Origin of the sequence: Microbacterium lemovicicum, assembly GCF_003991875.1 — a bacterium.
Classification (GTDB): Bacteria; Actinomycetota; Actinomycetes; order Actinomycetales; family Microbacteriaceae; genus Microbacterium; species Microbacterium lemovicicum.
Genome location: NZ_CP031423.1, coordinates 1,123,105 through 1,148,453 on the forward strand (window position 1 = coordinate 1,123,105; position 25,349 = coordinate 1,148,453).

The following is a 25,349-nucleotide window of genomic DNA, read 5'->3' on the forward strand; positions in this document are numbered from 1 at the left end:
CCGAGGCCAGCGTCCCCCGCGCAGGGGAACGCGTCGGCAGACGCCCGGTGGCCGCACGTCGAGCATCCGGTGAACGTCGCGTGCGGGGGCGCCGGAACGTGGAGCGGATGCTTCGGCGAGGGCCACCCTGGAGGTGTGAGAGTCGCGCTGCTGGCCGAATCCTTCCTTCCGCACATGAACGGCGTCACGGGGTCCGTGCTCCAGGTGCTGCGTCACCTCGAGCGCGAAGGGCACGACGCACTGGTGATCGCGCCCGGCACGGGGGAGCCCGATGCACCGCTGCACGGAGCCCGCACCGCGCTCCTGCGGTCGGTCCCGCTGCCGTCCTACCCCGAGGTGCGCGTGGCGTTCGCCCGCACCGCCCGGCTCACCCGTCTGCTCCGTGCGTTCTCGCCGGACGTCGTCCACCTCGCCTCGCCCTTCGTCCTGGGCGGGCAGGGCGTGGTGGCCGCCGACGTGCTCGGCGTGCCCAGCGTCGCCGTCTACCAGACCGACGTCATCGCCTACGCGGAGAAGTACGGCGTGCCCGGCATGGCTCCGCTCGCCGCGCGGCACGTCTCGAAGCTGCACCGGCGCGCGACGCTGACCCTCGCGCCCTCCTCGGCGGCCGCGGCCCAGCTCGAGGGGCTCGGCGTGGACCGCCTCCGCACCTGGGGCCGGGGCGTGGACGCCGAGCGCTTCCACCCGTCGCGCCGGAGCGAGGCGTGGCGCCGCGCCCACGGCGCTCCCGGCGAGGTGCTGGTGGGCTACGTCGGCCGGCTCGCACCGGAGAAGCAGGTCGAGGACCTCGCCGCGCTCGCCGGCATCGAGGGCGTGCGCCTCGTCGTGATCGGCGACGGACCGGCCCGCTCACGCCTGGAGACGCTGCTTCCCGGAGCCGTCTTCACCGGCTTCCTCGGCGGCGACGCGCTGGCGACGGCCCTCGCCAGCCTCGACGTCTTCGTGCACCCGGGTGAGAGCGAGACGTTCTGCCAGACCGTGCAGGAGGCGCACGCCAGCGGCGTGCCCGTGGTCGCCACGGGACGCGGGGGCCCGGTCGACCTCGTCCGCAGCAGCATCGACGGGTGGCTCTACCGGCCCGGCGACCTCGCCGACCTGCGTGCGCGGGTGAGCGACCTCGCGGGCGATGCGGCCAAGCGCCGGTCGTTCGGGCTCGCGGCCCGCGAAGCCGTGCGCGAGCGCACCTGGGAGGCCCTGGGCCACCAGCTGCTCGGACACTACGACGACGCCCGGATGCTGCGCCGGCTCGACGAGGCGACCGTGGTGCGAGCCGCGACCCGAACCTCCGGCCCGCCCGCGTCCCGGGCGGACGATGCGCCCGCCGCGCCGCGGTGGGCGCGGTACGTGGCCCTCGGCGACTCGATCACGGAGGGGCTGTGCGACGGCTCGCGCGTGCCGGAGGGCGAGTACCGCGGCTGGGCCGACCGGCTCGCCCTGCTCCTCGCGCACGCCCGCACCGGCTCGACCCGCTTCCGCTACGCGAACCTCGCCGTGCGCAGCCGCCGCATCCAGGACGTCCTCCGGGAGCAGATCCCGGCCGCCCTGGCCCTGCGACCGCAGCTGGTGTCGGTGCTCGTCGGCGCCAACGACCTCGTGAGGGTCGGCGCCGACCCGGTGGCACTCGCCGCAGACCTGGAGCGCGGCGTCCGCACCCTCCGCGACGCGGGATGCGACGTGCTGCTCGTCACTCCGTTCCTGCCGCACCGGGCCACCGCACGCGTGCTGGCCGGCCGATTCGCCCGCTTCGCATCGGAGCTGCGCCGCATCGCGCGCGACACCGGCTGCGTGCTCCTCGACGTCGACGCCGTGCCCGAGATGGGCGGACTCGGCATGTGGGCCGAGGACCGGGTGCACCTGCAGGCCGTCGGCCACCGGTTCCTCGCCTACCGCGCGGCGGAGGTGCTCGGCGTGCCCGACGCGGAGGCGCTCGGCGAGCTGGACGCCGCGCTGCACGCCGACGAGGACGCACCGGTGCCGAGCCTGCCGTCGCGTGTGTGGCTGCGCCTGCACGCGATTCCGTGGATGCTGCGGCGCATGGCCGGCCGGACGGCCGGCGACGGCATCGCGGCCAAGCACGACGGCTACGTCGAGCTGCGGCCGCGCTCGACGACGCGGCGCGCGGAGGCCTGACCGGCCTCAGCCCTGGATGCCGCCCTCGAAGGTCTCCAGCTCGAGTGCCACCTGACGGCGCATCTCCGCCTCCTCGGCGGCCGAGATCGTCAGCTCCTGCTCGTCGGGCGCGGCGTCGGAGCTGACCTCCGGCTCGTCGCTGGGAACGGGTGTGGCGTCGCGGTCCATGTCGCACTCCTTCGCTCGCGCCGGCGCAGTGCCGACCCGACCACCGTAGGCGGAGGTCCTCCCGCCCGCCAGCGGGTTGCGTCGGCCGGCGCGCGGCTCAGCTGCGCCAGGAGTACTCGGTCTCCGGGCGCCCCGGCGATCCGTAGCGCGGCGCGCGCTGCACGCGGGAGACGTCGGCCAGGTGCTCGAGGTAGCGGCGCACGGCGACCCGCGACATCCCGAGCCTCTCCGCGGCCTCGCTCGCCGACAGCGGTCCGTGCGCGCGCAGCTCGGCGGCGACCCGTTCCAGCGAATCGGCCGACAGGCCCTTCGGCGCCGCGGCCGCCACGGCCGGCCGGAGGGCTCCCAGCATCCCGTCGATCTCGGCCTGCGTCGCGTCGCCCGCCGCATCGGACGCGCGGCGGCGGTAGTCCTGGTACTGCTGCAGCCGCTCGCGGAACGTCGCGAAGTCGAACGGCTTGACGAGGTAGTGCACCACGCCGAGGCCGACCGTCTGGCGCACCACGTCCGCGTCGCGCACCGAGGTGATCGCGATGACGTCGACCGAGGCGCCCCGCGCCCGGACGTGGCGGAGCACGTCGAGTCCGGTGCCGTCGGGCATGTTCATGTCCAGCAGCACGAGGTCGATGCCTCCCGCGGGCGGCCGCTCGAGCACGGCGCTGATGGCGGCACGGGCGCCGGTGGCCTCGGCCACGACCTCGAAGCCGTCCAGCCGCGCGACGTAGTGCCGGTGCAGCTCCAGGGTCAGCGGCTCGTCGTCCACCAGCAGCACGGAGATCACGACGGGCTCCGGGCGGGCAGGTCGGCGCGGAAGGTCGTGGGGGCGGTGGTGCTGAGCTCGAGGGTGCCGCCCGCGTCCTCCACCAGCGAGCGCACGAGCGCCAGACCGACGCCGCGCCCTTCGGCGCCCGCCGGCTTCGTGGAGAACCCGTGCTCGAACACCTTCTCGCGCAGCTCGTCGGGCACGCCGCCGCCGCTGTCGGAGACGGTGAGCCCGATGCCGAGCGGGCCGCGGGCGATGCCGACGCGCACCCAGCGCGGCAGAGGGCCGGCGGCCGCCGCATCCAGCGCATTGTCGATCAGATTTCCCACCACCGCGACCTGATCGATCGGCGCGAGCACCGAGCCCGGAGCGTCGGGTGAGATGTCGGCCGTCCAGTCGATGCCGCGCTCGGCGGCCTGCGACGCCTTGCCGAGGAGGAGCGCCCCCACCGTCGGATCGCCGTCGCGGCGGGCGTTCACCTGATCGATGAGCTCCTGGCTGCGGCGGGAGGTGGCCGTGAGGATCTGCACGGCCTCGTCGGTGCGCCCGAGCTCGATGAGCGCGACGGCGGTGTGGGCCCGGTTGCCGTGCTCGTGGGTCTGCGCGCGCAGGGCCTCGCCGAGCGTGCGGAGCGACTCGTACGACGACAGGGCGTCGCGCACCGCGCCGGCCGGGAGGTCGCCGGTGACGCGGCGGGTGACCCGGCGGGCCAGCAGAGCGCCCGCGACGCCTGCCGTCACGACCGCCAGCGCGATGGCGAGCGCGACGGGGAGCCGGGCGAGGAAGGCGGACGAGATGCTGCCGATGGTGACGCCGACCGCGACCCATCCCACCTGGCGGCCGTCCGCCTCCACCGGGACGATCGTGCGCACGGAGGGGCCCAGCGTGCCGGTGAACTCCTCGGTGAGCGCGACGGGGGACGAGGGGATCGTGCCGATGTAGGGGAGCCCGATCTGCGCGGGATCGCGATGGGTGACGCGGATGCCGTCCACGGTCATGATCGTGACGAAGTCGACGCGCGACTCGGCCATGACCCGCACGGCGACCGGCTGCAGCACGGCGGTGGGATCCGGATCGCCGGCCAGCTCGGCGCCCACGTCGGGGGACGCCGCCAGCGCGGAGGCCACCGCCGCCGTCACCCGCTCCGCTTCGGCGCGCACCGCCCGCTGCGACTCGAACAGCAGCAGCGCGGTCATGGCGCCGGCGATGAGCACCCCGGCCACGCAGAGCGCGAGGAACACCCGGGATGCCGCGCTGCCGACTTCCCGTGACCTCCTGGTGCGAGCGGCCACGCCCGTCCTCCTGTCCGCCTCTTCGCGATCCTCACATGCCCGGCCACGCCGCGCCCGCTGCGCGCATGCGCGACCAATACGACCACAAATCGCGGCGCGGCGCGCGCGGGCGCATCGTGAGTGCATCAGCCGGTTCCCTCCGGCCCACAACCTGGACGAAGCAGTCCCGATCGATGGAGGCGACGATGTCTTCCCGCATTCCCCAGACCACCACTCTCCGACTTCCCGGCTTTGCCTGGCGCCGCGGCAAGCGCAGCTGGGACCGTCACACCTGGCTCTACGTCTCGGTCATCATCGCCGTCGTCCTGGGCGTGGTCGTCGGTCTTCTCTGGCCGGCCTTCGCCGTCGGCCTCGAGCCGATCGGCAAGGCCTTCGTCAACCTGATCAAGATGATGATCGCGCCGATCATCTTCTGCACGATCGTGGTGGGTGTCGGCTCGATCGCCAAGGCCGCGACGGTCGGCAAGATCGGCGGCCTGGCGCTCGTCTACTTCATGATCATGACGACCTTCGCCCTGGCCATCGGCCTGGTCGTCGGCAACATCATCCACCCGGGCGACGGCCTGGACATGACCTCGTCGACCTACGACACCTCGAACGTCGAGGCGAAGACCACGCAGGAGTTCCTCCTGGGCATCATCCCGACCACGTTCTTCAGCGCCTTCACCGGCACGAGCGTGCTGCAGGTGCTGTTCATCGCCCTGCTGGTCGGCTTCGCCCTCCAGGGCCTCGGCCGTCGCGGCGAGCCCATCATGTTCGCCGTCAAGCAGCTGCAGGTGCTCGTGTTCCGCATCCTCGGCATGATCCTGTGGCTCGCCCCCCTCGGCGCCTTCGGCGCCATCGCCGCGGTCGTCGGAAAGACGGGCGTCGCCGCGATCGTGAGCCTCGGCATCCTGCTCATCGCCTTCTACATCACCTGCGCCGTGTTCATCGTCGGCATCCTCGGCACCCTGCTCTACGCCGTCGCCCGCATCAACCTGTTCAGCCTGATGAAGTACCTGGGCCGCGAGTACCTGCTCATCGTCGGCACCAGCTCCTCCGAGTCCGCCCTGCCGCGCCTCATCGCCAAGATGGAGCACCTGGGCGTCTCCAAGCCGGTCGTCGGCATCACGGTGCCCACCGGCTACTCCTTCAACCTGGACGGCACCGCGATCTACCTGACGATGGCCTCGCTGTTCATCGCCGCCGGCATGGGCACGCCGATGTCGATCCCGGAGCAGATCGGGCTCCTGGTGTTCATGGTCATCGCCTCGAAGGGCGCGGCCGGCGTCACCGGCGCGGGCCTCGCCACCCTCGCCGGCGGTCTGCAGGCCTTCCGTCCCGACCTTGTCAACGGCGTCGGCGTCATCGTCGGCATCGACCGCTTCATGTCCGAGGGCCGCGCCGTCACCAACTTCACCGGCAACGCCGTCGCGACCGTCCTCATCGGCACCTGGACCCGCGAGTTCGACCGCAGCCGGGCACGCTCGGTGCTGGCCGGGGAGCTTCCGTTCGACGAGGCGTCGCTGACCGGCCACGACCACGACGGCATGTCCGCCGCGCCGGACGCGGTCGGTACGCAGGGTAGGGAGGAGGCCGCGGTCACGGCCGAGGGCGACCGCCGGACGGCGGCGGCGGGCACCGCGCCGCGCGCCTGATCCCGGAGAACACGATGGCCCGGACTGCGCTCAGCGCGGTCCGGGCCATCGTCATCCGTGCGGGCGGGTCACTCCTCGCCGACGGGCGGGAGGTCGTCGGCCTCCGCGTCGATCTCGAGGGGTCCCTCGTCGGGGTCGGATCCGTCCAGATCGGGCAGGGTGTCGGCTTCCGCCTCGATCTCGTGGAAGGTCGGGTCGAAGACCATGTCGTGCTCCTCTCAGCCGCTCTTGCGGCGGAACTCGCGCTTGGTGACGGCGCCGTGCGTCCCGTGGACGGCGGAGTCGCCGTCCAGGTGCGCCTGGCCCTCACGGTGCGTGGCGTTCTTCTTGTCGAGCGCCTCTTTGAACTTGCGCTTCATGTCGTCGGATGCCGCGGCATCCGCGGTGTCGTCGGTACTCATGTGCTCAGCCTAGACAGAGGGCGCCGATGGGGGAGGAGTTCATCCGCGCGACCACCGCCGTCCACCCCGCCGACGCCCGCGCTCAGGCTCTGCGGAGCGTGGACTGGTAAGGTCGGGAGGGTTGCCCTTGCGGCATCCGCTCAATTTCACATCGAGCAATTCACGGAGCAGGCCGGCAGGAAGCTGGTCCCCAGTGGTGGTCTCCCATTCTCACGCAGCATGGTGGATTTCGACCGGTGGCCAGTGCCAGCGAACGCGGTCATGCCGCGCGCCGATAACTGCCTGTTCCTGCTCCTTCGAAGCACTCGTGCGCCATTCGGGCACGCGAGTCTAAAAAAAGAAGGAGAGACCTCTTGGAAGGTCCTGAAATCACCGCCGCCGAAGCCGTCCTCGACAACGGACGCTTCGGCACCCGCACCGTCCGGTTCGAGACCGGCCGGCTCGCCCAGCAGTCCCAGGGAGCAGTCGCCGCCTACCTCGACGAGGAGACGATGCTCCTGTCGGCCACCAGCGCAGGAAAGCACCCGCGCGAAGGCTTCGACTTCTTCCCGCTGACCGTCGACGTCGAGGAGCGCTCCTACGCCGCCGGCAAGATCCCCGGCTCGTTCTTCCGCCGCGAGGGTCGTCCGTCCACCGAGGCCATCCTCGTGTGCCGCCTCATCGACCGCCCGCTGCGCCCGTCGTTCGTCGAGGGCCTCCGCAACGAGGTGCAGATCGTCGTCACCGTGCTGTCCATCGCTCCCGGCGAGTTCTACGACGCGCTGGCCATCAACGCGGCCTCCCTGTCGACGCAGATCTCCGGTCTGCCGTTCTCCGGCCCGATCGCCGGTGTGCGCCTCGCACTCATCCCCGGCCACGGCGAGCACGCCGACCAGTGGATCGCGTTCCCGACCGTGTCGCAGCTCGAGGACGCCGTCTTCGACCTGATCGTCGCCGGTCGCGTCCTCGACGACGGAGAGGTCGCGATCATGATGGTCGAGGCCGAGGCCACCGAGGGAAGCTGGAACCTGATCAAGTCGGGCGCCGTCAAGCCCAACGAGCAGGTCGTGGCCGAGGGCCTCGAGGCCTCGAAGCCCTTCATCAAGGAGCTCGTCGCCGCGCAGAACGTCGTGGCGAACACGGCGGCGAAGCCCATCAAGGAATTCCCGGTCTTCCTGCCCTACAGCCAGCAGACCTACGACTTCGTCGCCGGCCGCGCCTACGACAAGCTCGTCCCGATCTACCAGATCGCCGACAAGCAGCAGCGTCAGGACGCCGATGACCAGCTGAAGGACGCCGTCAAGGCGGAGCTCCTGGCCGCCGTCGAGGCGGGCGACCTGCCCGCCGTCGCGACGCTGGAGTTCTCGGCCGCGTACAAGTCGGTCACCAAGCTGATCGTCCGCGGACGCATCCTCTCCGAGGGCGTGCGCATGGACGGCCGCGGCCTGGCCGACATCCGTCCGCTCGACGCCGAGGTGCAGGTCATCCCGCGCGTCCACGGTTCGGCGATCTTCCAGCGCGGCGAGACCCAGATCCTGGGTGTCACCACGCTGAACATGCTCAAGATGGAGCAGCAGATCGACTCCCTCTCGCCGGTGACGCGCAAGCGCTACATGCACCACTACAACTTCCCGCCGTACTCCACCGGTGAGACCGGTCGCGTGGGAAGCCCGAAGCGCCGCGAGATCGGGCACGGCTTCCTGGCCGAGCGCGCGCTCGTGCCCGTGCTGCCCAGCCGCGAGGAGTTCCCCTACGCGATCCGTCAGGTGTCCGAGGCGCTCGGCTCCAACGGCTCGACGTCGATGGGCTCCGTCTGCGCCTCGACCCTGTCGCTGCTGAACGCCGGTGTGCCCCTGCGGGCCCCCGTCGCCGGTATCGCCATGGGCCTCGTCACCGACCAGGTCGACGGCCAGACCCGCTACGCGGCGCTGACCGACATCCTCGGCGCGGAGGACGCGCTCGGCGACATGGACTTCAAGGTCGCCGGCACGAGCGAGTTCGTCACGGCCATCCAGCTCGACACCAAGCTCGACGGCATCCCGTCGTCGGTCCTGGCCGCCGCGCTGACCCAGGCCCGTGAGGCCCGCCTCACGATCCTCAACGTCCTGAACGCCGCGATCGACGCGCCCGACGAGATGGCGCCCACCGCGCCCCGCGTCATCAGCGTGCAGATCCCGGTCGACAAGATCGGCGAGCTCATCGGGCCCAAGGGCAAGACGATCAACGCGATCCAGGACGAGACCGGCGCCGACATCTCCATCGAGGAGAACGGCACCGTCTACATCGGCGCGGTCGACGGCCCGTCGGCCGAGGCCGCTCGCGCCCAGGTCAACGCGATCGCCAACCCGACCAACCCGGAGGTGGGGGAGCAGTTCCTCGGCACCGTCGTGAAGATCGCCGCCTTCGGCGCGTTCGTCTCGCTGCTGCCGGGCAAGGACGGCCTCCTGCACATCAGCGAGGTGCGCAAGCTCGCCGGTGGCAAGCGCGTCGAGAACGTCGAAGACGTGCTCGGCGTCGGTCAGAAGATCCTCGTGAAGATCACCAAGATCGACGACCGCGGAAAGCTGTCGCTCGAGCCGGTGGTCGAAGAGGCCGCCGACCAGGAGGGTCGCGCCGCGGCCAGCGCGGGCCCGGAGGCCCCCGCCGAAGGCTGATCCTTCCTCCTCATCGCGGATGCCCGCCCCTTCCGGGGGCGGGCATCCGTCGTCTCCGGCCGGTGATCGCGCGGCCGGTCGCCTCGTGATGCAAGCGTTATGGAAAATTCACCATTCGTCCGCCGGGGTGAACGGCGTGGAGACGGCAGGGCCCTAACCTGTCAGTACGTGTCGGGGGGCACGGACGCCTGGCCGTCACCTCTCCGACGCGACGCCTGTCGAGGAGGTGACGGATGACGGACTTCGACGTTCGAGCCACGGTCGGGCCGGCCGGTCGCACCGCCGCGTCCGCCGTCGCCGGCGACCCCACCGGAGGCGCCCCGCATCCGTCGGCGCCCATCCCCGTGCAGGGGAGGCCGCTCGGCGAAGGAGTCCGCACCCCGCTGGGCGAGACCGGCTTCCGCATCTTCCCGCTGGTGCTCGGCGCCGCCGAGTTCGGCTGGAACGTCGACGCCGACGCGAGCCAGGGCATCCTCGACACCTACGTCGGGCTCGGCGGCAACGCCCTCCACACCTCCGACAGCTTCTCCGCCGGGCGCAGCGAGCACATCCTCGGCCGGTGGCTGCACTCCCGCGGCCTGCGCGACGACATGGTCCTCGGCGTCCGCGTCGGCGGGCACCCCGACAACCCCGGACTGGGCTCGGTCAATCTGGTGCGAGCGGTCGAGGCATCCCTGACCCGTCTGCGCACCGACCGCATCGACGTGCTGTTCCTCGATGCGCGGACCGACTCGACCACGCCCCTCGAAGACACGCTCGCCACCGCCGAGTGGCTGGTCGAGACCGGGAAGGTGCGGTCTCTGGCCGCTACCGGGTACACCGCCGCCCAGCTCGTGGAGGCGCGCATCCTGGCCTCCGCCGGCTTCCCCCGCATCTCGGTGCTCGACGTGCCCTTCAACATCCTCCGCCGACAGGACTTCGACGCCGACCTCCGCCTCGTCGCGGGGGCGCAGAGCATGGCCGTCACCGCCTCGCACGCCCTCGAGCACGGCTTCCTCTCCGGGCGCCACCGCACGCGCACACGCAGCACCCTGTCGGCGCGCGGCGCGCAGCTCGCGGCGAACCTCAACCGCCGCGGCGGTCGCACCCTGCGGGCCCTCGACGCCATCGGCACCGAGCTCGGCGTGCCCGACGCGGCCGTCGCCGTGGCCTGGCTGCTCGCCCAGCGACTGGTGACAGCGCCGATCGTCAATGCCTTCGCGCCCCAGCAGGTCGAGGAGCTCGTGCAGGGCGTCGGTGTGCGTCTCAGCCGCTCCCAGCTCAGCGAGATCGCGCGCGCCTCCGAATAGGCGCAAATCCGCTGCGCCCGCGCTCGCGCGGAGAGCGAGGAACCGCTGCGCCGGCGCCCGCTCGCGACGGGCCCGCCTCGTGGCAGGCGGCGCGCCCGGCGCACAAGGGTCGGAGGGTCGCCGGGAGGGTGTCGTAGGGTGGAAGTCACCCACAAACGTCCCCGACGAAGTGAGCAGCAGTGACGCACTTTATCTACCTGGTGCGTCACGGCGAGCACCAGAACGCCGAGCACGGACTGGTCGACGGACCGCTGTCCCCCCGCGGTCGCCGCCAGGCCTCTCTGCTCGCCGACCGACTGTCGGGGGTCCCGCTGGACGCCGTCTGGCATTCGCCGCTCGAGCGGGCGAGCGAGACCGCGCGCGCCGTCGCCGACAGGCTGCCGTCCGTCTCGCCGCAGCCGTCCGCCCTGCTGTTCGACTGCGTTCCCACGGGCATGACACCCGAGACCCCGTCCACGTTCGAGCCGTTCTTCGGCAGCGTCACGGAGGCCGAGATCGACGCCGGCGGTGCGCAGATGGCCGATGCGGTCAGCGAGTTCCTCGTGCGCAAGCCGGGCGACGTGCACGAGCTGCTCATCACCCACAACTTCGTCATCGCGTGGTTCGTCCGCGAGGTGCTGCAGGCGCCCGACTGGCGCTGGATGACGCTCAACCAGGCCCACTGCGGACTGACGGTGATCAGTCAGAAGCAGGGGCGCCCGTGGACACTGGTGACGCACAACGACCTCGCGCACCTGCCGGTCGAGCTGCGCACCGGCCTCCCGGAGAACCTCCCGGTCTGACGCGGCGGGGCGTCCGCACGGGCCCGTAGGCTGGGCGACATGACGACACGCGTGGCCCTGGTGGGCGGCACCGGCAAGCTCGGCGGCATCATCCGCGACGTCATCGAGCAGGAGGACGGCTTCGAGGTGTCGGCCGTGCTGTCGTCGCGGTCCGACCTCGACGAGATCGACGGCGCCGACCTCGTCGTCGATGCCAGCATCCCGTCCATCTCCATCGACGTCGTCCGCGCGGCCGTGCAGCGGGGCATCCCCGTGCTCGTGGGCACCTCCGGGTGGTCCGCCGAGCGCATCGCGCTGATCAGGCCGCTGGTGGATGCTGCGGGCAGCGGTGCGCTGTTCATCCCGAACTTCTCGCTGGGGTCGGTGCTGGGCTCCGCGCTGGCCGCCGCCGCGGCGCCTTTCTTCCCCTCGGTGGAGATCGTCGAGGCCCACCGGGAGACGAAGATCGACTCGCCGAGCGGCACCGCCGTGCGCACTGCCGAGCTCATCGCCGCGGCGCGCTCCTCGGTCGGACCCGTCGAGTCGCCCCACGTCGATCAGCGCGCGCGCGGCCAGCAGGTGGCGAGTGTGCCGATCCACTCGCTGCGCCGCCCCGGCGTCATCGCGCGGCAGGAGACCATCCTGTCGGGTGCGGGGGAGGCGCTGTCGATCGTGCACGACACGGTGGACCCTGCCGCGGCCTACGCTCCGGGCATCCGCATCGCACTCGCGGCGGCGGTGGACGTGCGCGGGGTCGTGGTCGGCCTCGACAGCTTCCTCGACATCGGCATCCGCGCACCGCGTCCGGCGACCCCGAAGAGCGCGGCGACCGACGAGGGCGACGTGCCCGGCCAGGTGGCCCGGGTCACCGGCGCATGAGCGCGCGCATCGGCGTCGCCGTGATGGCGGTCGTCCTGGCGCTCTACATCGGCCTGGTCGGCCAGCGGGCCTGGCTGCTGCTCACCGCGCGGGAGCCGATCGCGGTGGCCATGGGCGTGGCGCTCGTCGTGCTGCCGGCCATCGCGACGTGGGCGATCGGACGCGAGCTCTGGTTCGGCGTGCGGGCGGAGCAGGTGGCGCGTCGCCTCGAGGCGGAGGGCGGACTCCCGACCGACGACGTGGCGGTCCGGCCGAGCGGACGCGTCCTGCGCGAGGACGGCGACGCCGTCTTCCCCGTGTACCAGGCGGAGGTCGAGGCCTCGCCCGAGTCGTGGCAGGCCTGGTTCCGGCTCGCGCTCGCCTACGACGCCGCGGGCGACCGCAGACGCGCGCGGGCTGCCGTCCGGAAGTCGATATCGCTCGAGGGCGCCTCCCGCCGCACGCGCTGAGGGCTCGCGCCGAGCGGCGCTCGCGCTGAGCGGCGCTCGCGCGGAGCACCGCACGCGCGGAGGCTCAGGCCGGGTCGGCCAGCGCGGCGGCGACCGCGGACTCGACCGTGGGGTGCCGGAACTCGAAGCCCGACGCCTGCAGCACCTCGGGTGCCACGTCGGCGTCGGTGGTCAGGAGCGCCTCCGTGGCATCCTTCCCCAGACCCAGCTTCAGCGCCCACTCCGGTGCGCGCAGCAGGAACGGGCGGTTCATCTGCGTCGCGAGGGCGAAGCCGAGGTCGTTGGCCGTCGCGCGCGTCGGACCGGTGAGGTTCACCGGACCCTCCAGCTGCGCGTCCACCACGTGGCGGATCGCCCGCACCTCGTCCTCGAGCGAGATCCACGGCCACACCTGCGTGCCCCGGCCGATCGGTCCGGAGACGCCCAGGCGGGTGAGCAGGAGCAGCGGCTTCAGCACGCCCCGGCGGTGCACGACCGGCGCCGTACGGAGCATCGACACGCGCGCGTGCGGACCCGCTGCGGCGGCCGCCGCCTCCCATTCGCCGCACAGGTCGGCCAGGAACGTCTCGCCGCGGGGCGAGGTCTCCGTCAGGCGCACGCCCGGGACGGAGCCGTAGTAGCCGACGGCGGAGGCGGACACGAGGGGCGGAGCATCCGTCTTCAGCTCACGCACGGCGCGCGCCAGAGCTCGGGTCGGAGTGATGCGCGACCACACGAGGGTGCTCTTGTAGCTGCGAGTCCAGGGGAAGCGACCGATGCTGGCGCCGTTCAGGCCGATGACGGCGCGGGCGCCGGCGAGCAGCGACGGGTCGAGCGGGCGGTCGTCGGTGAGCCACTCGTGCTCGTCGGCGGTGCGCGGAGGCCGGCGGACGAGCGTGGTCACGCCGATGCCGTCGGCGCGGAAGCTCTCGATCAGAGCCTCGCCGATCAGACCGGACGCGCCGGCCAGGACGACGCGACCGGACTCAGGCAAGCGTGGCCTCGAGCGTGATCTCGATGCCCGAGAGCGCCTGCGACACCGGACAGTTCGCCTTGGCATCCGCCGCGATCCGGTCGAAGTCCTCCTGCGAGAGTCCGGGGACGACGGCGTTGACGTTGAGGTGGCTGCCGGTGATGCCCGTGCCCGGTGCGAAGGTGACCGAGGCGGTCGTGTCGACCGACTCAGGGGGAGTGCCGTTCTCGGCGAGGGCATGGGAGAAGGCCATGCTGAAGCACGCCGCGTGGGCCGCCGCGATGAGCTCCTCGGGGGTGGTGACAGACGTCGACCCCTCGCTGCGCGCCTTCCAGTTCACGTCGAACGTGCCCGCACCGGACGAGTCGAGGGACACGGTCCCCGAGCCGTCCATCAGAGAACCCTTCCAGTGGGTGGTCGCTTCGCTGGTGACGGTCATGGCAGCCTCCTGACGTGGGTGCGCCGCGCGGATCGGGCGCATCGCGGCCAGCCTAACGAGGCGTCCGCGCGCAGACGACGGCTTGACACCGGCTCACGAGTCGGCCGTTCGGCTCAGGCTGCCGGGCGCCGACGGCCGACGAGGCCGGTGCGCTGGAGGGCGAGGTACATCATGCAGCCGAGGCACACCCCGAACACCGCGTTCAGGAAGGCCGCGACGAACGCCAGGGACGCGGCGATCGGCAGCGCCCAGGGCACGCCGACGAGGTGCAGGATCAGTCCGACGACGCTGACGAAGAGGCCGACGCCCTGCGCGAACCGCGGCGGACGCGGATCCTCGAGCTCGGTCGGAGGGCTCAGCCGCGGGCGGATCAGCCGGCGGAACAGCACGCCCCACGGCGCCGTCCGGGGCGCCACGACGGACCAGGCGAAGAGGAGGGCGATGACGAGCAGCAGCAGGAAGCCGGGGTCGAGCGCCCGCTCACCCGGTGAGGCGGCGCGGACCGCCCAGGTGTCGGGGACGAAGCTCTCCGATGCCAGCGGCTGATAAGCGAACCAGCCGAACGTGCGCGCCGTCGACATCCCCGTCAGCGAGACGAGCACGGTGATCGCGAGGAGGACGGCGGTGATGGATGCCGCGAACCGCGGTCCGCGCGGATCGATGCCGGCCGGGCGCTCAGACATCGCTTCTGCTCCCGTCGAGGCCGGCGAGCTCGAGCTCGATGACGTCGGGGTTGGGCACGCCGCCGAAGCGGGTGCGGATGACGCCGTGGCGATCGAGGATCAGCGTGGTGGGCGTCTGCATCACGTGGAAGTGCCGCGCGAGGTCGGGGCGGTGCGTGAGGTCGACGTCGAGGTGGCGCACGCCCTCGTGCGCGGCCGCGACGGCCGCGAGCTGGCGGTGCACGCCGGGGCAGCGCGAGCAGATCTCGGTGCTGAACTGCAGGAGCGTGGCCGTCTCGCCGAGCCCGTCGGCACCCAGACGCTGCGCGTCGACGACTTCGTGCGGCAGATGGCGCTGCGGGGTCCGCTGACGCCACTGCAGGCAGGCCCCGATCGCGACGGTCACGACCAGCAGCACGGCCAGCACGACGAGCGCGTTGATCAGGGTCACAGCCGACAAGGTTATCTGCTTTCCCCTGAATGGATCCGGAGACGGCGTCCGGTGACGGAGGATGACCGGGCGGCCGCCCGGCTCACCCGCGCGCCGGGCGCGTCCGCCGGTATCGTGGACGTCGTGACGACCCCCACCCCGTACGAGGATCTGCTGCGCGATGTGCTCGAGAACGGCACGCACAAGGACGACCGCACCGGGACGGGCACGACCAGCTCGTTCGGACGCCAGATCCGCTTCGACCTGTCGGAGGGCTTCCCCCTCATCACCACCAAGCGCGTGCACTTCAAGTCGATCGCGTACGAGCTGCTCTGGTTCCTCCGCGGAGAGTCGAACGTGCGGTGGCTGCAGGAGAACGGCATCACGATCTGGGACGAGTGGGCCGACGCCCAGGGCGAGCTCGGCCCCGTCTACGGCGTGCAGTGGCGGTCGTGGCCCGATCGCGACGGCGAAGGCATCGACCAGATCTCGCAGGTGATCGATCGCATCCGCGCCGACCCCGACTCGCGCCGCCTCATCGTGTCGGCGTGGAATCCCGCCGACATCCCCGACATGGCCCTCGCGCCGTGCCACGCGCTGTTCCAGTTCTACGTCGCCGACGGCAGGCTGTCGTGCCAGCTCTACCAGCGCAGCGCCGACCTGTTCCTCGGCGTCCCCTTCAACATCGCCTCCTACGCCCTGCTGACGATGATGATCGCGCAGCAGACCGGCCTCGAGCCCGGCGACTTCGTCTGGACGGGCGGCGACTGCCACATCTACGACAACCACCTCGAGCAGGTGCGCGAGCAGCTCACCCGCGAGCCGTACCCGCTGCCGACCCTGCGCATCACCCGCACGCCGGAATCGATCTTCGACTACCGCTACGAGGACTTCGTCATCGAGGACTATCAGCACCACCCCGCCATCCGCGGAGCGGTCGCGGTATGACGCACATCGGCCTGGTCTGGGCCGAGGCGGCCGGCGGCGTCATCGGCGCCGATGGCGGCATGCCCTGGTACGTGCCCGAGGACCTCGCCCACTTCAAGGACGTCACCGCGCAGCATCCGGTCGTCATGGGACGACGCACGTGGGAGTCGCTGCCCGAGGGATTCCGGCCCCTGCCCGGCCGCGCGAACATCGTGGTGACGCGGTCGGCGGACTGGGAGTCCGACGGCGCGCAGCGCGCCGGGTCGCTCGAGGAGGCGCTGCAGGCCGCGGGGGACCCCGAGCGGGTCTGGGTGATCGGCGGCGCGGGCCTGTTCCGCGAGGCGATCGGCAGCGCCGACCTGCTGGAGGTGACCGAGCTCGACCTGGAGGTCGAGGGCGACACCTTCGCTCCGCCGCGGGACGGCTGGCGAGTCGTCGCCGCCGACCCGGCGGAGGGGTGGCACACGTCGCGCCGCGGCATCCGCTACCGCTTCCTGCGCTGCGAGCGCTGATGCCCGTCGCCCTCATCACCGGCGCGAGCTCCGGACTCGGCGCCGAGTTCGCCCGCCAGCTCGCCGCTCGCGGAGCGGACCTGGTGCTGGTCGCCCGCACGCGCTCGGCGCTCGAGCGCGTCGCCGCCGAGGCGGGGGAGCGCTACGGCGTGCACTGCGACATCATCGTGGCCGACCTGTCGGATCCCGAGCAGATCGCCGCGGTGGTCGAGCGCCTGGCGAGCCCGGAGCGTCCGGTCGACGTGCTCGTCAACAACGCCGGCTACGGCCTGCCCCTCGCCTTCGAGCGCAACGACATCGACGACGAGGTGCGCCACCTGCGCGTGCACGATGAGGCGACGATGCGCCTGATGCACGCCGCCCTCGGCCCGATGCTGGCCCGCGGGAGCGGCCGCATCATCAACGTCGCCTCCGTCGCGGCGTTCATCCCGCGCTCGACCTACGGCGCGGTGAAGGCCTGGATGGTCAGCTTCAGCCGCTGGGCGAACGCCGTCTACGCCCCGCGCGGAGTGACCGTCACGGCCGTCTGCCCGGGATACGTGCACACGGAGTTCCACGAGCGCCTCGGACTCCCGCCCGGCCAGGAGGGCATCGCCTCCTGGATGTGGCTGAACGCCCCCGACGTGGTCGCCGAGGCGCTCCAGGATGCCGCGCGCGGCCGGTCCGTCTCGGTGCCGTCGCTGCGCTGGAAGGCGCTGACCCGCCTCGTGCCGCTCCTCCCCGACCGCCTCGCCGCGCGGATGGGCATGCGCGGGCGCTGATCCCGTCGCGGGCCGGTCGCGGACCGGTCGTCGAGCGTTGGTGTCCCCGTCGATGAGCGTTGATGTCGCTGTCGATGAGCGTTGATGTCGGTGTCGGTGAGCGTTGATGTCCCACTTTCTGCACAACTCGCCGACGCCGTCTGCAGAAAGTGGGACATCGGTCGGGGGTCGCGCACACGTCGACCAGAACTTCGGAGGGCCCAGCCATCCACCCGCACCCCGAAGCGGCGCGCGCGGGCGAACCGATAGCCTGGAGTCATGACGCACTCGGGCAACCCCTTCGGGCAGGTGCTCGTCGCGCTGGTCACTCCGATGACCGCCGACGGCGAGGTCGACTGGTCGGCCACCGAGAAGCACATGGACGACGTCATCTCGGCCGGAGCCGACGGCATCGTCGTCACCGGCACCACCGGCGAGACCAGCACCCTCACCGATCCGGAGAAGATCCGGCTCGTCGAGGTCGGCAAGGACGTCGCGGCGGGGCGCGCCAAGATCATCACGGGCGGCGGCTCGAACGAGACCGCCCACGCCATCGAGCTCTACAAGGCGAGCGAGAAGGCCGGCGCCGACGGCATCATGATCGTGACGCCGTACTACAACAAGCCGACGCAGGCGGGCATCCTCACGCACTTCCGCCTCGTCGCCGACGCGACCGACCTGCCGGTCATCCTCTACGACATCCCCGGACGCACCGGCGTGCCGATCCGGTACGAGACGATACTGCGCCTGGCGAAGCATCCGAACATCCTGGCCATCAAGGACGCGAAGGGCGACTTCAGCGAGGTCAGCCGGGTGCTCAACCAGACCGACCTGCTCTACTTCTCGGGCGACGACGCCAACGTGCTCCCGCACCTGTCGATCGGCGCGTCCGGGCTCATCGGGGTGACGGCCAACATCGCCGCCGCCCCCTACCGCACCATCGTCGACGCGGTCAACGCGGGGGATCTCGCCACCGCCACCGCGGCTCACCGCCGTCTCGAGCCGCTCGTCCGCGCGATCATGACGCACGTCCCGGGGACGGTGGCGGCCAAGTACGTGCTGCACGGCCTCGGCCGCATCGGCAGCCCGCGCGTGCGACTTCCCCTGGTCGGGCCGGAGGAGTGGGAGGCCGCCAAGATCGAGGACGAGCTCGCCCTCGTCACCGACGTGACCGGCGCAGACTTCTCCAACTTCCGCCCCGACCGCAACGCCGCCGCCGGCGGCGCACTGCCCAAGGTCTCGGGCACCACCCGGTGACGAACCGACACTGACAGAACGGATGCCGTGACCCGGCATCGCGAGGAGGCACTTCATGCCCACTGACGTCTACGATCCGCCCGCACTCGCCCCGGGGACGCTGCGCGTCATCCCGCTCGGCGGCCTCGGCGAGATCGGCCGCAACATGACCGTGTTCGAGTACGAGGGCAAGCTCCTCGTCGTCGACTGCGGCGTGCTGTTCCCCGAGGAGCACCAGCCCGGGGTCGACCTGATCCTCCCCGACTTCGAGCCCATCAAGAAGCGCCTCAACGACATCGTCGGCGTCGTGCTCACGCACGGCCACGAGGACCACATCGGCGCCGTGCCCTACCTCCTCAAGCTCAAGGGAGACATCCCCCTCATCGGCTCCGGGCTGACCCTCGCGCTGGTGGAGGCGAAGCTCAAGGAGCACCGCATCAAGCCGTACACGCTGACGGTGAAGGAGGGCGACCACGAGAAGCTCGGGCCGTTCGACCTCGAGTTCATCGCGGTCAACCACTCCATCCCCGATGCGCTCGCCGTCGCGATCCGCACGCCCGCCGGTCTGGTGCTGGCCACCGGCGACTTCAAGATGGACCAGCTGCCCCTCGACGGCCGCCTCACCGACCTCCGCTCCTTCGCGCGGCTGGGCGAGGAGGGTGTCGACCTCTTCCTCGTGGACTCGACCAACGCCGACGTCCCGGGGTTCACGCCTCTCGAGCGCGAGATCGGGCCGGTGCTCGACCAGATCATCGGACGCGCCCCGCGACGGGTCATCATCGCGAGCTTCTCCAGCCACGTGCACCGTGTGCAGCAGGTGCTGGATGCGGCAGCCGCCCATGGCCGCAGGGTCGCGCTCCTCGGCCGCAGCATGGTGCGCAACATGGGCATCGCCGAGGACCTCGGCTACCTCCACGTGCCGCAGGGCATCCTGATCGACTACAAGAAGGCCCGCGACCTGCCCGACGACAAGATCGTCTACATGTCCACCGGGTCGCAGGGCGAGCCGATGGCCGTGCTCAGCCGCATGGCCAACCTCGACCACGAGATCCAGCCGGGTCCCGGCGACACCGTGATCCTGGCTTCCAGCCTCATCCCGGGCAACGAGAACGCGGTGTACCGCGTCATCGACGGCCTGACCAAGCTGGGCGCGAACGTCGTGCACAAGGCCAACGCCAAGGTGCACGTGTCGGGCCACGCCGCGGCGGGGGAGCTGCTCTACTGCTACAACATCCTCACTCCGCGCAACGTGCTGCCGATCCACGGCGAATTCCGTCACCTGATGGCCAACGCCCGGCTCGCCCAGGACAGCGGCGTGCCCGCCGAGCGCACCATCCTCGGTGAGAACGGCACGGTCATCGACCTCGCCGACGGCGTCGCGACCGTCACCGGTCAGCTCGACATCGGCTTCGTCTACGTCGACGGCTCGACGGTCGGCGAGATCACCGACGCCGACCTCAAGGACCGCAGGACGCTCGGCGAGGAGGGGTTCATCTCCGTCATCGTCGTGGTCGACTCGGCCACCGGCAAGATCATCACCGGTCCCGAGATCCACGCCCGCGGGTTCGCGGAGGACGACGCGGTGTTCAACGCCGTGAAGCCCAAGATCGCCGCAGCCCTGGCCGAGGCGGCGAATTCGGGGGTGCGCGACACGCACGCGCTGTCGCAGGTCGTGCGCCGCACGATCGGCCGCTGGGTCAACCAGTCGCTGCGCCGTCGTCCGATGATCGTGCCGCTCGTCATCGAGGCCTGACCGGGGGAATCGATGCCGATTCTGGAGTTCGGGGAGTAGTCGACGTGCCGGTCTCGTTCACCGTGCGTCCCGCCGTCGCCTCCGACGGAGCCTTCCTCGCCGACATGGCCGTGGAGGCCGCCAACTGGCGAGCCGGCGACCCCCGACCGCGCCACGAGATCATCGCCGCGCCGGTCTACAGCCGCTTCATCGGCGGATGGATGCGCCCGGGCGACGCGGGTCACGTGGCCGTCGACGCGCAGGAGACCCCGATCGGCGCGGCCTGGTACCGGATGTTCCCCCGCACCGATCCGGGCTTCGCGTACGTCGGCACGGGCGTGCCGGAGCTCATCATCGGCGTGCGTCCCATCTGGCGTGCGCACGGCGTCGGGCGGGCGCTCCTCCAGCGGCTCGCCGACCAGGCGCGCGCCGACGGCTTCGCCCGTCTGAGCCTGAGCGTCGAGCGCGGCAACTTCGCCACGACGCTCTACCGGAGCGAGGGGTTCGCGGTCACCCAGGCCGGCTCCGGCCGCGACACGATGGTCAAGCTGCTGCGCTGAGCCGCAGCATCCGCTCCGCCGTCGGGGGCCGCGTCGATCCACGCCGTTGGGGGTGGAGGCACGTAGCGTGGGGGCATGGCCAGGAGTCCCAGTCCGACCACGAGTGGTCGCGCGTCCGCGAAGGGCACACCGTCGCGCGCACGCAAGCCCGAACCCGCACCCAAGCGCTACGTCGACGACGTCGATCGGCCGCCCGTCGTGGTGCGCGGCTGGCTGGGACTCGCTCACGCCGTCGGCGGGCTCTTCCGCGCGTTCGGCCCCGAGACGCTCGAGAAGGACCAGCGCCGCGACGGCCTGCCCTTCCTGATCGTCCTCCTCGCGGTCACCGGCGCGATCGTGGAGTGGTTCCTGGTCGGCACCGAGGTCTCGGCCACCGTCAGCGCCTACTCCGTCGGCGGTCTGGTCGGTCGGCTGGCGTTCTTCATGCCCGTCCTCCTGCTGCTGCTCGCCGGCTGGCTGTTCCGGCACCCGCCGTCGGTCAACGACAACGGCCGGATCGGCATCGGCTTCGTCCTGTTCGTCATCCCCATCGCGGGCTTCTGCCACGTGCTGGGTGGTCGTCCGGCTCCCAAGGACGGCCTGCCCGCGCTCAGCGAGGCCGGTGGCCTGTTCGGCTGGATGGTCGGCGAGCCGCTCGCCCTCGGACTCACGGGCGTCGGCGCCTGCATCGTCCTGGGCCTCCTCACGATCCTCAGCATCCTGATCCTCACCAAGACCCCGCCGAACCGCATCGGCCGGCGCCTGGGCGACCTGTACGCGTGGATGTTCGACGCCGAGCGACCGGCGCCGCGTCCCGAGGGCGTCGCCTTCGACGACGGCGAGAAGGATGCTGCAGCCACCGATCCCGCCTTGCCCTGGTGGCGTCGCAACAAGACCGGCCGCGAGCAGGATCCCGACGACGGCATCGGCTCCCAGGACCTGACCGAGCTGCTGACGCCGGGCACGAGCGAAGGGGGCTTCGAGAAGGCCGCCATCGCGACGCCGCCCCCGCCGCCGCCCGTCACCGCCGATGCGCTGACCGAGATCATCGCGCCGCTCGGCGCCTCGGGCCGCAAGACGGCCCCCGACACCTCCCTGCGCGACGACAGCCCCGACACCGGCGAGGTGCTGCCCGGGCTCTCGGGGATCGGCACCGACGCCGAGGGCGTCCCCTCCGCCGTCAACTACCGCCTGCCGGCCGTCACCGCCCTGGCCGCCGGAACGCCGCACAAGTCGCGCTCCGCCGCCAACGACGAGGTCGTCCGCGCCATCACGAGCGTGCTCGACCAGTTCTCCGTCGACGCGCGCGTGACCGGGTTCTCCCGCGGTCCGACCGTCACGCAGTACGAGATCGAGGTCGGCCCGGGCGTCAAGGTCGAGCGCATCACCGCCCTCACCAACAACATCGCCTACGCCGTGGCATCCAACGAGGTCCGCATCCTCGCGCCGATCCCCGGCAAGAGCGCGATCGGCGTCGAGATCCCCAACAGCGACCGCGAGATCGTGACGCTGGGCGACGTGCTGCGCTCCGAGGCGGCGGCGAAGTCCACGCACCCCATGACCATCGGCGTCGGCAAGGACGTCGGCGGCGGCTACGTGGTCGCGAACCTCGCGAAGATGCCCCACCTCCTCGTGGCCGGATCCACGGGCTCGGGCAAGTCGAGCTTCGTGAACTCCATGATCACCAGCCTGCTCATGCGGGCGAAGCCGTCCGACGTGCGCATGGTGCTCATCGACCCGAAGCGGGTCGAGCTCACCTCCTACGCCGGCGTGCCGCACCTCATCACGCCCATCATCACGAACCCCAAGAAGGCCGCCGAGGCGCTGCAGTGGGTCGTGAAGGAGATGGACATGCGCTACGACGACCTCGCGTCGTTCGGCTTCCGTCACATCGACGACTTCAACCGCGCGGTCGTCGCCGGTGAGGTCGAGGTGCCGGTCGGCAGCGAGCGGGTGCTGAAGCCGTATCCGTACCTGCTGGTCGTCGTCGACGAGCTCGCTGACCTCATGATGGTCGCGCCCCGCGACGTCGAGGACTCGATCGTGCGCATCACGCAGCTGGCGCGCGCCAGCGGCATCCATTTGGTGCTCGCCACGCAGCGGCCGTCCGTCGACGTCGTGACCGGCCTCATCAAGGCCAACGTGCCGTCGCGTCTCGCCTTCGCGGTCACGAGCGTCACCGACAGCCGCGTCATCCTCGATCAGCCGGGCGCCGACCGCCTGATCGGCCAGGGCGACGCGCTCTTCCTCCCGATGGGCACGTCGAAGTCGCTGCGCGTCCAGGGCGCCTGGGTCAGCGAGTCCGAGATCGAGAAGGTCGTCAAGCACGTCACCGCGCAGGCGCGACCGGACTACCGCGACGACGTCGCCGCCGAGGTGCAGAAGAAGGAGGTCGACGCCGACATCGGAGACGACCTCGAGCTGCTCCTCGCCGCCGCGGAGCTCGTCGTCTCCACGCAGTTCGGCTCGACCTCGATGCTCCAGCGCAAGCTGCGTGTCGGCTTCGCGAAGGCGGGCCGACTCATGGACCTGCTGGAATCGCGCGAGATCGTCGGACCCTCCGAGGGTTCCAAGGCCCGTGACGTCATGGTGACGGCGGAGCAGCTGCCGGGCGTCATGGCCCGGCTGCGCGGCGGAGACGCTCCGAGCGGGGGAGGCGCGGCATCCGCGGGTCCCTCCGGGGTTCCGCCGCGGCCGCCGGACCCGGTCGACGCCCAGTTCGACGGATACCCGGTCGTCGAGGCGGATGACGACGAAGACGCCTGGGGCCTGACGGGACGCGACTGATGACCGTGCCCCGCCAGCTCCCCAACGCGATCACGATCGTGCGCATCCTGTGCGCACCGGTCTTCCTGTGGATGCTGATCGCGGATGCCGGCACCGACGGCCCGCTGCGCTGGTGGGCCGCCGCGCTGTTCGTGGTTGCGATCGCGACGGACGGCATCGACGGGTGGATCGCCCGGAAGTACGACATCGTCTCCGATCTCGGCAAGCTGCTGGATCCGATCGCCGACAAGGTGCTGACGGGCCTCGCCTTCGTGGGACTGTCGATCCTCGGCGAGCTGCCGTGGTGGATCACGATCGTCGTCCTCATTCGTGAGATCGGCATCACCGTCTACCGCTTCATGGTCGTGAGCGACCACGTGCTGGCGGCGGCCTGGATGGGCAAGCTGAAGACCGTCGCGCAGGCCGTGGCCCTGTCGCTCGCGCTGTTCCCGCTCTGGACGATCGTGGGCGAGTGGATCTGGTGGGTGAACGGCGTCACGATGGCGATTGCGGTCATCCTCACGATCGCCAGCGGTATCGACTACGTCATCACCGAGATGCGGGCGGCCCGCCGGAAGCGCGCGTGAGCGACGCGTCCGCGCTCCTCGACCTGCTGCGCGAGCGCGGGTGGACGGTGGCGGTCGCCGAGTCGCTCACAGGGGGACAGGTCGCCTCCGCCCTCGTGGATGTGCCCGGCGCCTCTGCCGTGATGCGCGGGGGAGTGGTCGCGTACGCCACGGACGTCAAGCGGGACGTGCTGGGGGTGGATGCCGCGCTCCTCGCCGCAGAGGGTGCGGTGCACCCGGAGGTGGCACGGCAGATGGCCGCGGGCGTCGCGGCGCTGCTGGGTGCCGACGTGGGCATCGCCACGACGGGCGTCGCCGGCCCGGATCCGCAGGACGGGAAGGACGTGGGCACGGTGTGCATCGCCGTCCGCACCCCCGTCGGCGAGGTGGTCCAGACGTTCCACATCGACGGCGACCGTGCCGCGATACGGTCCGCGACGACTGCCCGAGCGCTGTCGGAGACGCTGCTCGCACTGTGAATCCGACGGGTCGGGAATGCCTGCGTTTCCATCGCGTTACATCCGGCGATTCCCACCCTTCCCCCAGCGCGCGGGGTTAGATTGGCACCATTCGGTGTTGTACTGTGGTCCACCCGGACAACAGCAGGAATCAGCAGTGAGGAGGGGACCCCATGATTCTGGTACGTCAAGAGATCGGCGACGTTCTCCGCGATTTCCGTCAGCAGAAGGGCCGCACCCTCCGACAGGTCGCCAGCCGCGCAAGCGTCGCGCTGGGCTACCTGAGCGAGGTCGAGCGTGGTCAGAAGGAGGCCTCGAGCGAGATCCTCGCCTCGGTGGCGGAGGCGCTCGACGTCCCCATCTCCACGATCATGCGCGAGGTCGGCGACCGCATCTCGGTCCTCGAGGGCCTGCAGACGTTCCCCGACGTGGTGCCCGACGACCTGGTCGCCTCGGTCGACGCCGAGCTCTCGCTGCGCTGACTCCGTCGTGCACCGGATGACGGCTTCCTTCGTCGTGCCTGAGCGGGTCGTGTCCGACGGTGCTGCTCATGAGGCGCAGTGAGTTCCTGCGCGCCGTCGACGATGAGTTCGGCGGGCGCGCGACATCCCTCCTCCACGATCTCGTGCTGAACGCCGTCGGCGGTCGCACCGCCGCCCAGGCGCTCGACGCCGGGGTGCCGCCGCGCGACATCTGGCTCGCCCTGTGCGTCGACGCCGATGTCCCGGTGGAGCGCCGGCACGGCGTCGGACGTCTCGAGCCGCGCGAGCACTGATCTCCGCATCGCCGCTCCTGAGACGCGGCGTGTCGTCGAAGATGTGTTCGATGCGCGCGTAGGCTCCTGCACAGCTGGTGTCGAGCGCCCGTCCATCCACGATGGCGGGGGGTGCAGGTCCGGATGTCGGAGGCCCCTCCTAGCGTGAGGAACGTCGAACGACACCACATGCCTTGTCGCAGCATCCGCTTCAGCCGAAGCGGAGCGCGGCAG

At 71.4% G+C, this 25,349-nt stretch carries 27 protein-coding genes; 18 read left to right on the forward strand and 9 right to left on the reverse strand.

Going from position 1 to position 25,349, the window contains the following annotated elements:
- Positions 1–135 precede the first annotated feature (135 nt).
- A complete protein-coding gene (locus tag CVS47_RS05185; RefSeq protein ID WP_127095138.1) occupies positions 136–2,130 on the forward strand; it encodes a glycosyltransferase in 1,995 nt (664 codons plus the stop codon).
- Between the two features lie 6 nt (positions 2,131–2,136).
- Here CVS47_RS05185 and CVS47_RS16745 read toward each other — a convergent pair whose 3' ends face one another.
- The 3 genes from CVS47_RS16745 to CVS47_RS05195 form a co-directional block, all read right to left on the reverse strand.
- Positions 2,137–2,298: a hypothetical protein gene (locus CVS47_RS16745; protein WP_164734607.1), complete on the reverse strand. Its 162-nt coding sequence runs from the start codon at positions 2,296–2,298 to the stop codon at positions 2,137–2,139.
- 97 nt (positions 2,299–2,395) lie between these two features.
- The gene (locus CVS47_RS05190) at positions 2,396–3,079 is read right to left on the reverse strand and encodes a response regulator (RefSeq protein WP_127095139.1); all 684 of its coding nucleotides are present in this window, start codon (positions 3,077–3,079) and stop codon (positions 2,396–2,398) included.
- The gene (locus CVS47_RS05195) at positions 3,076–4,353 is read right to left on the reverse strand and encodes a sensor histidine kinase (protein WP_241240286.1); all 1,278 of its coding nucleotides are present in this window, start codon (positions 4,351–4,353) and stop codon (positions 3,076–3,078) included. Before CVS47_RS05195 ends, CVS47_RS05190 begins: the two co-directional genes overlap by 4 nt.
- A 185-nt stretch (positions 4,354–4,538) precedes the next feature.
- Between CVS47_RS05195 and CVS47_RS05200 the strand changes: the two genes are divergently transcribed.
- Positions 4,539–5,990 carry a cation:dicarboxylate symporter family transporter gene (locus tag CVS47_RS05200; RefSeq protein ID WP_206502763.1) on the forward strand — a complete coding sequence of 484 codons (1,452 nt, stop codon included), beginning with the start codon at positions 4,539–4,541 and terminating at the stop codon, positions 5,988–5,990.
- A 68-nt stretch (positions 5,991–6,058) separates the two neighbouring features.
- On the opposite strand, the gene CVS47_RS16750 is transcribed toward CVS47_RS05200, so the two are convergent.
- Positions 6,059–6,196: a hypothetical protein gene (locus tag CVS47_RS16750; protein WP_164734608.1), complete on the reverse strand. Its 138-nt coding sequence runs from the start codon at positions 6,194–6,196 to the stop codon at positions 6,059–6,061.
- A gap of 12 nt (positions 6,197–6,208) precedes the next feature.
- Positions 6,209–6,391 (reverse strand): DUF5302 domain-containing protein, encoded by a 183-nt coding sequence (locus tag CVS47_RS05205; RefSeq protein WP_127095141.1) that lies wholly within the window; start codon positions 6,389–6,391, stop codon positions 6,209–6,211.
- 353 nt (positions 6,392–6,744) lie between these two features.
- On the opposite strand from CVS47_RS05205, the gene CVS47_RS05210 reads away from it, so the two are divergent.
- From CVS47_RS05210 to CVS47_RS05230, 5 genes are all read left to right on the forward strand, one after another.
- Complete coding sequence (locus CVS47_RS05210; RefSeq protein ID WP_127095142.1) at positions 6,745–9,024, forward strand: polyribonucleotide nucleotidyltransferase; 2,280 nt, start codon at positions 6,745–6,747, stop codon at positions 9,022–9,024.
- 233 nt (positions 9,025–9,257) lie between these two features.
- A complete protein-coding gene (locus CVS47_RS05215; RefSeq protein WP_127095143.1) occupies positions 9,258–10,313 on the forward strand; it encodes an aldo/keto reductase in 1,056 nt (351 codons plus the stop codon).
- Positions 10,314–10,492: 179 nt separating this feature from the next.
- Positions 10,493–11,095, forward strand: coding sequence for a histidine phosphatase family protein (locus CVS47_RS05220; protein WP_127095144.1), 603 nt, complete (start codon positions 10,493–10,495; stop codon positions 11,093–11,095).
- 39 nt (positions 11,096–11,134) lie between these two features.
- A complete protein-coding gene (locus CVS47_RS05225) occupies positions 11,135–11,953 on the forward strand; it encodes a 4-hydroxy-tetrahydrodipicolinate reductase (protein ID WP_127095145.1) in 819 nt (272 codons plus the stop codon).
- Positions 11,950–12,402 (forward strand): hypothetical protein, encoded by a 453-nt coding sequence (locus CVS47_RS05230; RefSeq protein ID WP_127095146.1) that lies wholly within the window; start codon positions 11,950–11,952, stop codon positions 12,400–12,402. Before CVS47_RS05225 ends, CVS47_RS05230 begins: the two co-directional genes overlap by 4 nt.
- 64 nt (positions 12,403–12,466) lie before the next feature.
- On the opposite strand, the gene CVS47_RS05235 is transcribed toward CVS47_RS05230, so the two are convergent.
- The 4 genes from CVS47_RS05235 to CVS47_RS05250 all read right to left on the reverse strand — a co-directional run bounded on the left by CVS47_RS05235 (position 12,467) and on the right by CVS47_RS05250 (position 14,906).
- Positions 12,467–13,375: a TIGR01777 family oxidoreductase gene (locus tag CVS47_RS05235; RefSeq protein ID WP_164734609.1), complete on the reverse strand. Its 909-nt coding sequence runs from the start codon at positions 13,373–13,375 to the stop codon at positions 12,467–12,469.
- Complete coding sequence (locus CVS47_RS05240) at positions 13,368–13,793, reverse strand: OsmC family protein (protein WP_127095148.1); 426 nt, start codon at positions 13,791–13,793, stop codon at positions 13,368–13,370. The genes CVS47_RS05235 and CVS47_RS05240 overlap by 8 nt, the downstream gene beginning before the upstream one ends.
- A gap of 113 nt (positions 13,794–13,906) precedes the next feature.
- Entirely contained in the window at positions 13,907–14,476 is a 570-nt protein-coding gene (locus CVS47_RS05245; protein ID WP_127095149.1) for a DUF4395 domain-containing protein, read from the reverse strand.
- Positions 14,469–14,906, reverse strand: a complete 438-nt coding sequence (locus CVS47_RS05250; protein ID WP_127095150.1) for a TlpA family protein disulfide reductase — start codon at positions 14,904–14,906, stop codon at positions 14,469–14,471. Before CVS47_RS05250 ends, CVS47_RS05245 begins: the two co-directional genes overlap by 8 nt.
- Positions 14,907–15,029: 123 nt before the next feature.
- On the opposite strand from CVS47_RS05250, the gene CVS47_RS05255 reads away from it, so the two are divergent.
- The 11 genes from CVS47_RS05255 to CVS47_RS05305 all read left to right on the forward strand — a co-directional run bounded on the left by CVS47_RS05255 (position 15,030) and on the right by CVS47_RS05305 (position 25,136).
- The gene (locus CVS47_RS05255; RefSeq protein ID WP_127097209.1) at positions 15,030–15,833 is read left to right on the forward strand and encodes a thymidylate synthase; all 804 of its coding nucleotides are present in this window, start codon (positions 15,030–15,032) and stop codon (positions 15,831–15,833) included.
- Positions 15,830–16,324 (forward strand): dihydrofolate reductase, encoded by a 495-nt coding sequence (locus CVS47_RS05260; protein ID WP_127095151.1) that lies wholly within the window; start codon positions 15,830–15,832, stop codon positions 16,322–16,324. Before CVS47_RS05255 ends, CVS47_RS05260 begins: the two co-directional genes overlap by 4 nt.
- Positions 16,324–17,085 (forward strand): SDR family NAD(P)-dependent oxidoreductase, encoded by a 762-nt coding sequence (locus tag CVS47_RS05265; protein ID WP_127095152.1) that lies wholly within the window; start codon positions 16,324–16,326, stop codon positions 17,083–17,085. The genes CVS47_RS05260 and CVS47_RS05265 overlap by 1 nt, the downstream gene beginning before the upstream one ends.
- A gap of 258 nt (positions 17,086–17,343) precedes the next feature.
- Positions 17,344–18,321, forward strand: a complete 978-nt coding sequence (gene dapA, locus CVS47_RS05270) for a 4-hydroxy-tetrahydrodipicolinate synthase (RefSeq protein WP_127095153.1) — start codon at positions 17,344–17,346, stop codon at positions 18,319–18,321.
- A gap of 55 nt (positions 18,322–18,376) precedes the next feature.
- Positions 18,377–20,053 carry a ribonuclease J gene (locus tag CVS47_RS05275; RefSeq protein WP_127095154.1) on the forward strand — a complete coding sequence of 559 codons (1,677 nt, stop codon included), beginning with the start codon at positions 18,377–18,379 and terminating at the stop codon, positions 20,051–20,053.
- 44 nt (positions 20,054–20,097) lie between these two features.
- Positions 20,098–20,592: a GNAT family N-acetyltransferase gene (locus CVS47_RS05280; RefSeq protein WP_127095155.1), complete on the forward strand. Its 495-nt coding sequence runs from the start codon at positions 20,098–20,100 to the stop codon at positions 20,590–20,592.
- A gap of 75 nt (positions 20,593–20,667) precedes the next feature.
- The gene (locus tag CVS47_RS05285; protein WP_127095156.1) at positions 20,668–23,358 is read left to right on the forward strand and encodes a DNA translocase FtsK; all 2,691 of its coding nucleotides are present in this window, start codon (positions 20,668–20,670) and stop codon (positions 23,356–23,358) included.
- Complete coding sequence (gene pgsA / locus CVS47_RS05290; protein ID WP_127095157.1) at positions 23,358–23,924, forward strand: CDP-diacylglycerol--glycerol-3-phosphate 3-phosphatidyltransferase; 567 nt, start codon at positions 23,358–23,360, stop codon at positions 23,922–23,924. The genes CVS47_RS05285 and pgsA overlap by 1 nt, the downstream gene beginning before the upstream one ends.
- On the forward strand, positions 23,921–24,382 hold the full coding sequence (locus CVS47_RS05295; protein WP_127095158.1) for a CinA family protein: 462 nt from the start codon (positions 23,921–23,923) through the stop codon (positions 24,380–24,382). Before pgsA ends, CVS47_RS05295 begins: the two co-directional genes overlap by 4 nt.
- Before the next feature lie 152 nt (positions 24,383–24,534).
- Entirely contained in the window at positions 24,535–24,843 is a 309-nt protein-coding gene (locus CVS47_RS05300) for a helix-turn-helix domain-containing protein (protein WP_127095159.1), read from the forward strand.
- Positions 24,844–24,911: 68 nt separating this feature from the next.
- Positions 24,912–25,136 (forward strand): DUF3046 domain-containing protein, encoded by a 225-nt coding sequence (locus CVS47_RS05305; protein ID WP_127095160.1) that lies wholly within the window; start codon positions 24,912–24,914, stop codon positions 25,134–25,136.
- The last annotated feature ends 213 nt before the right edge of the window (positions 25,137–25,349 follow it).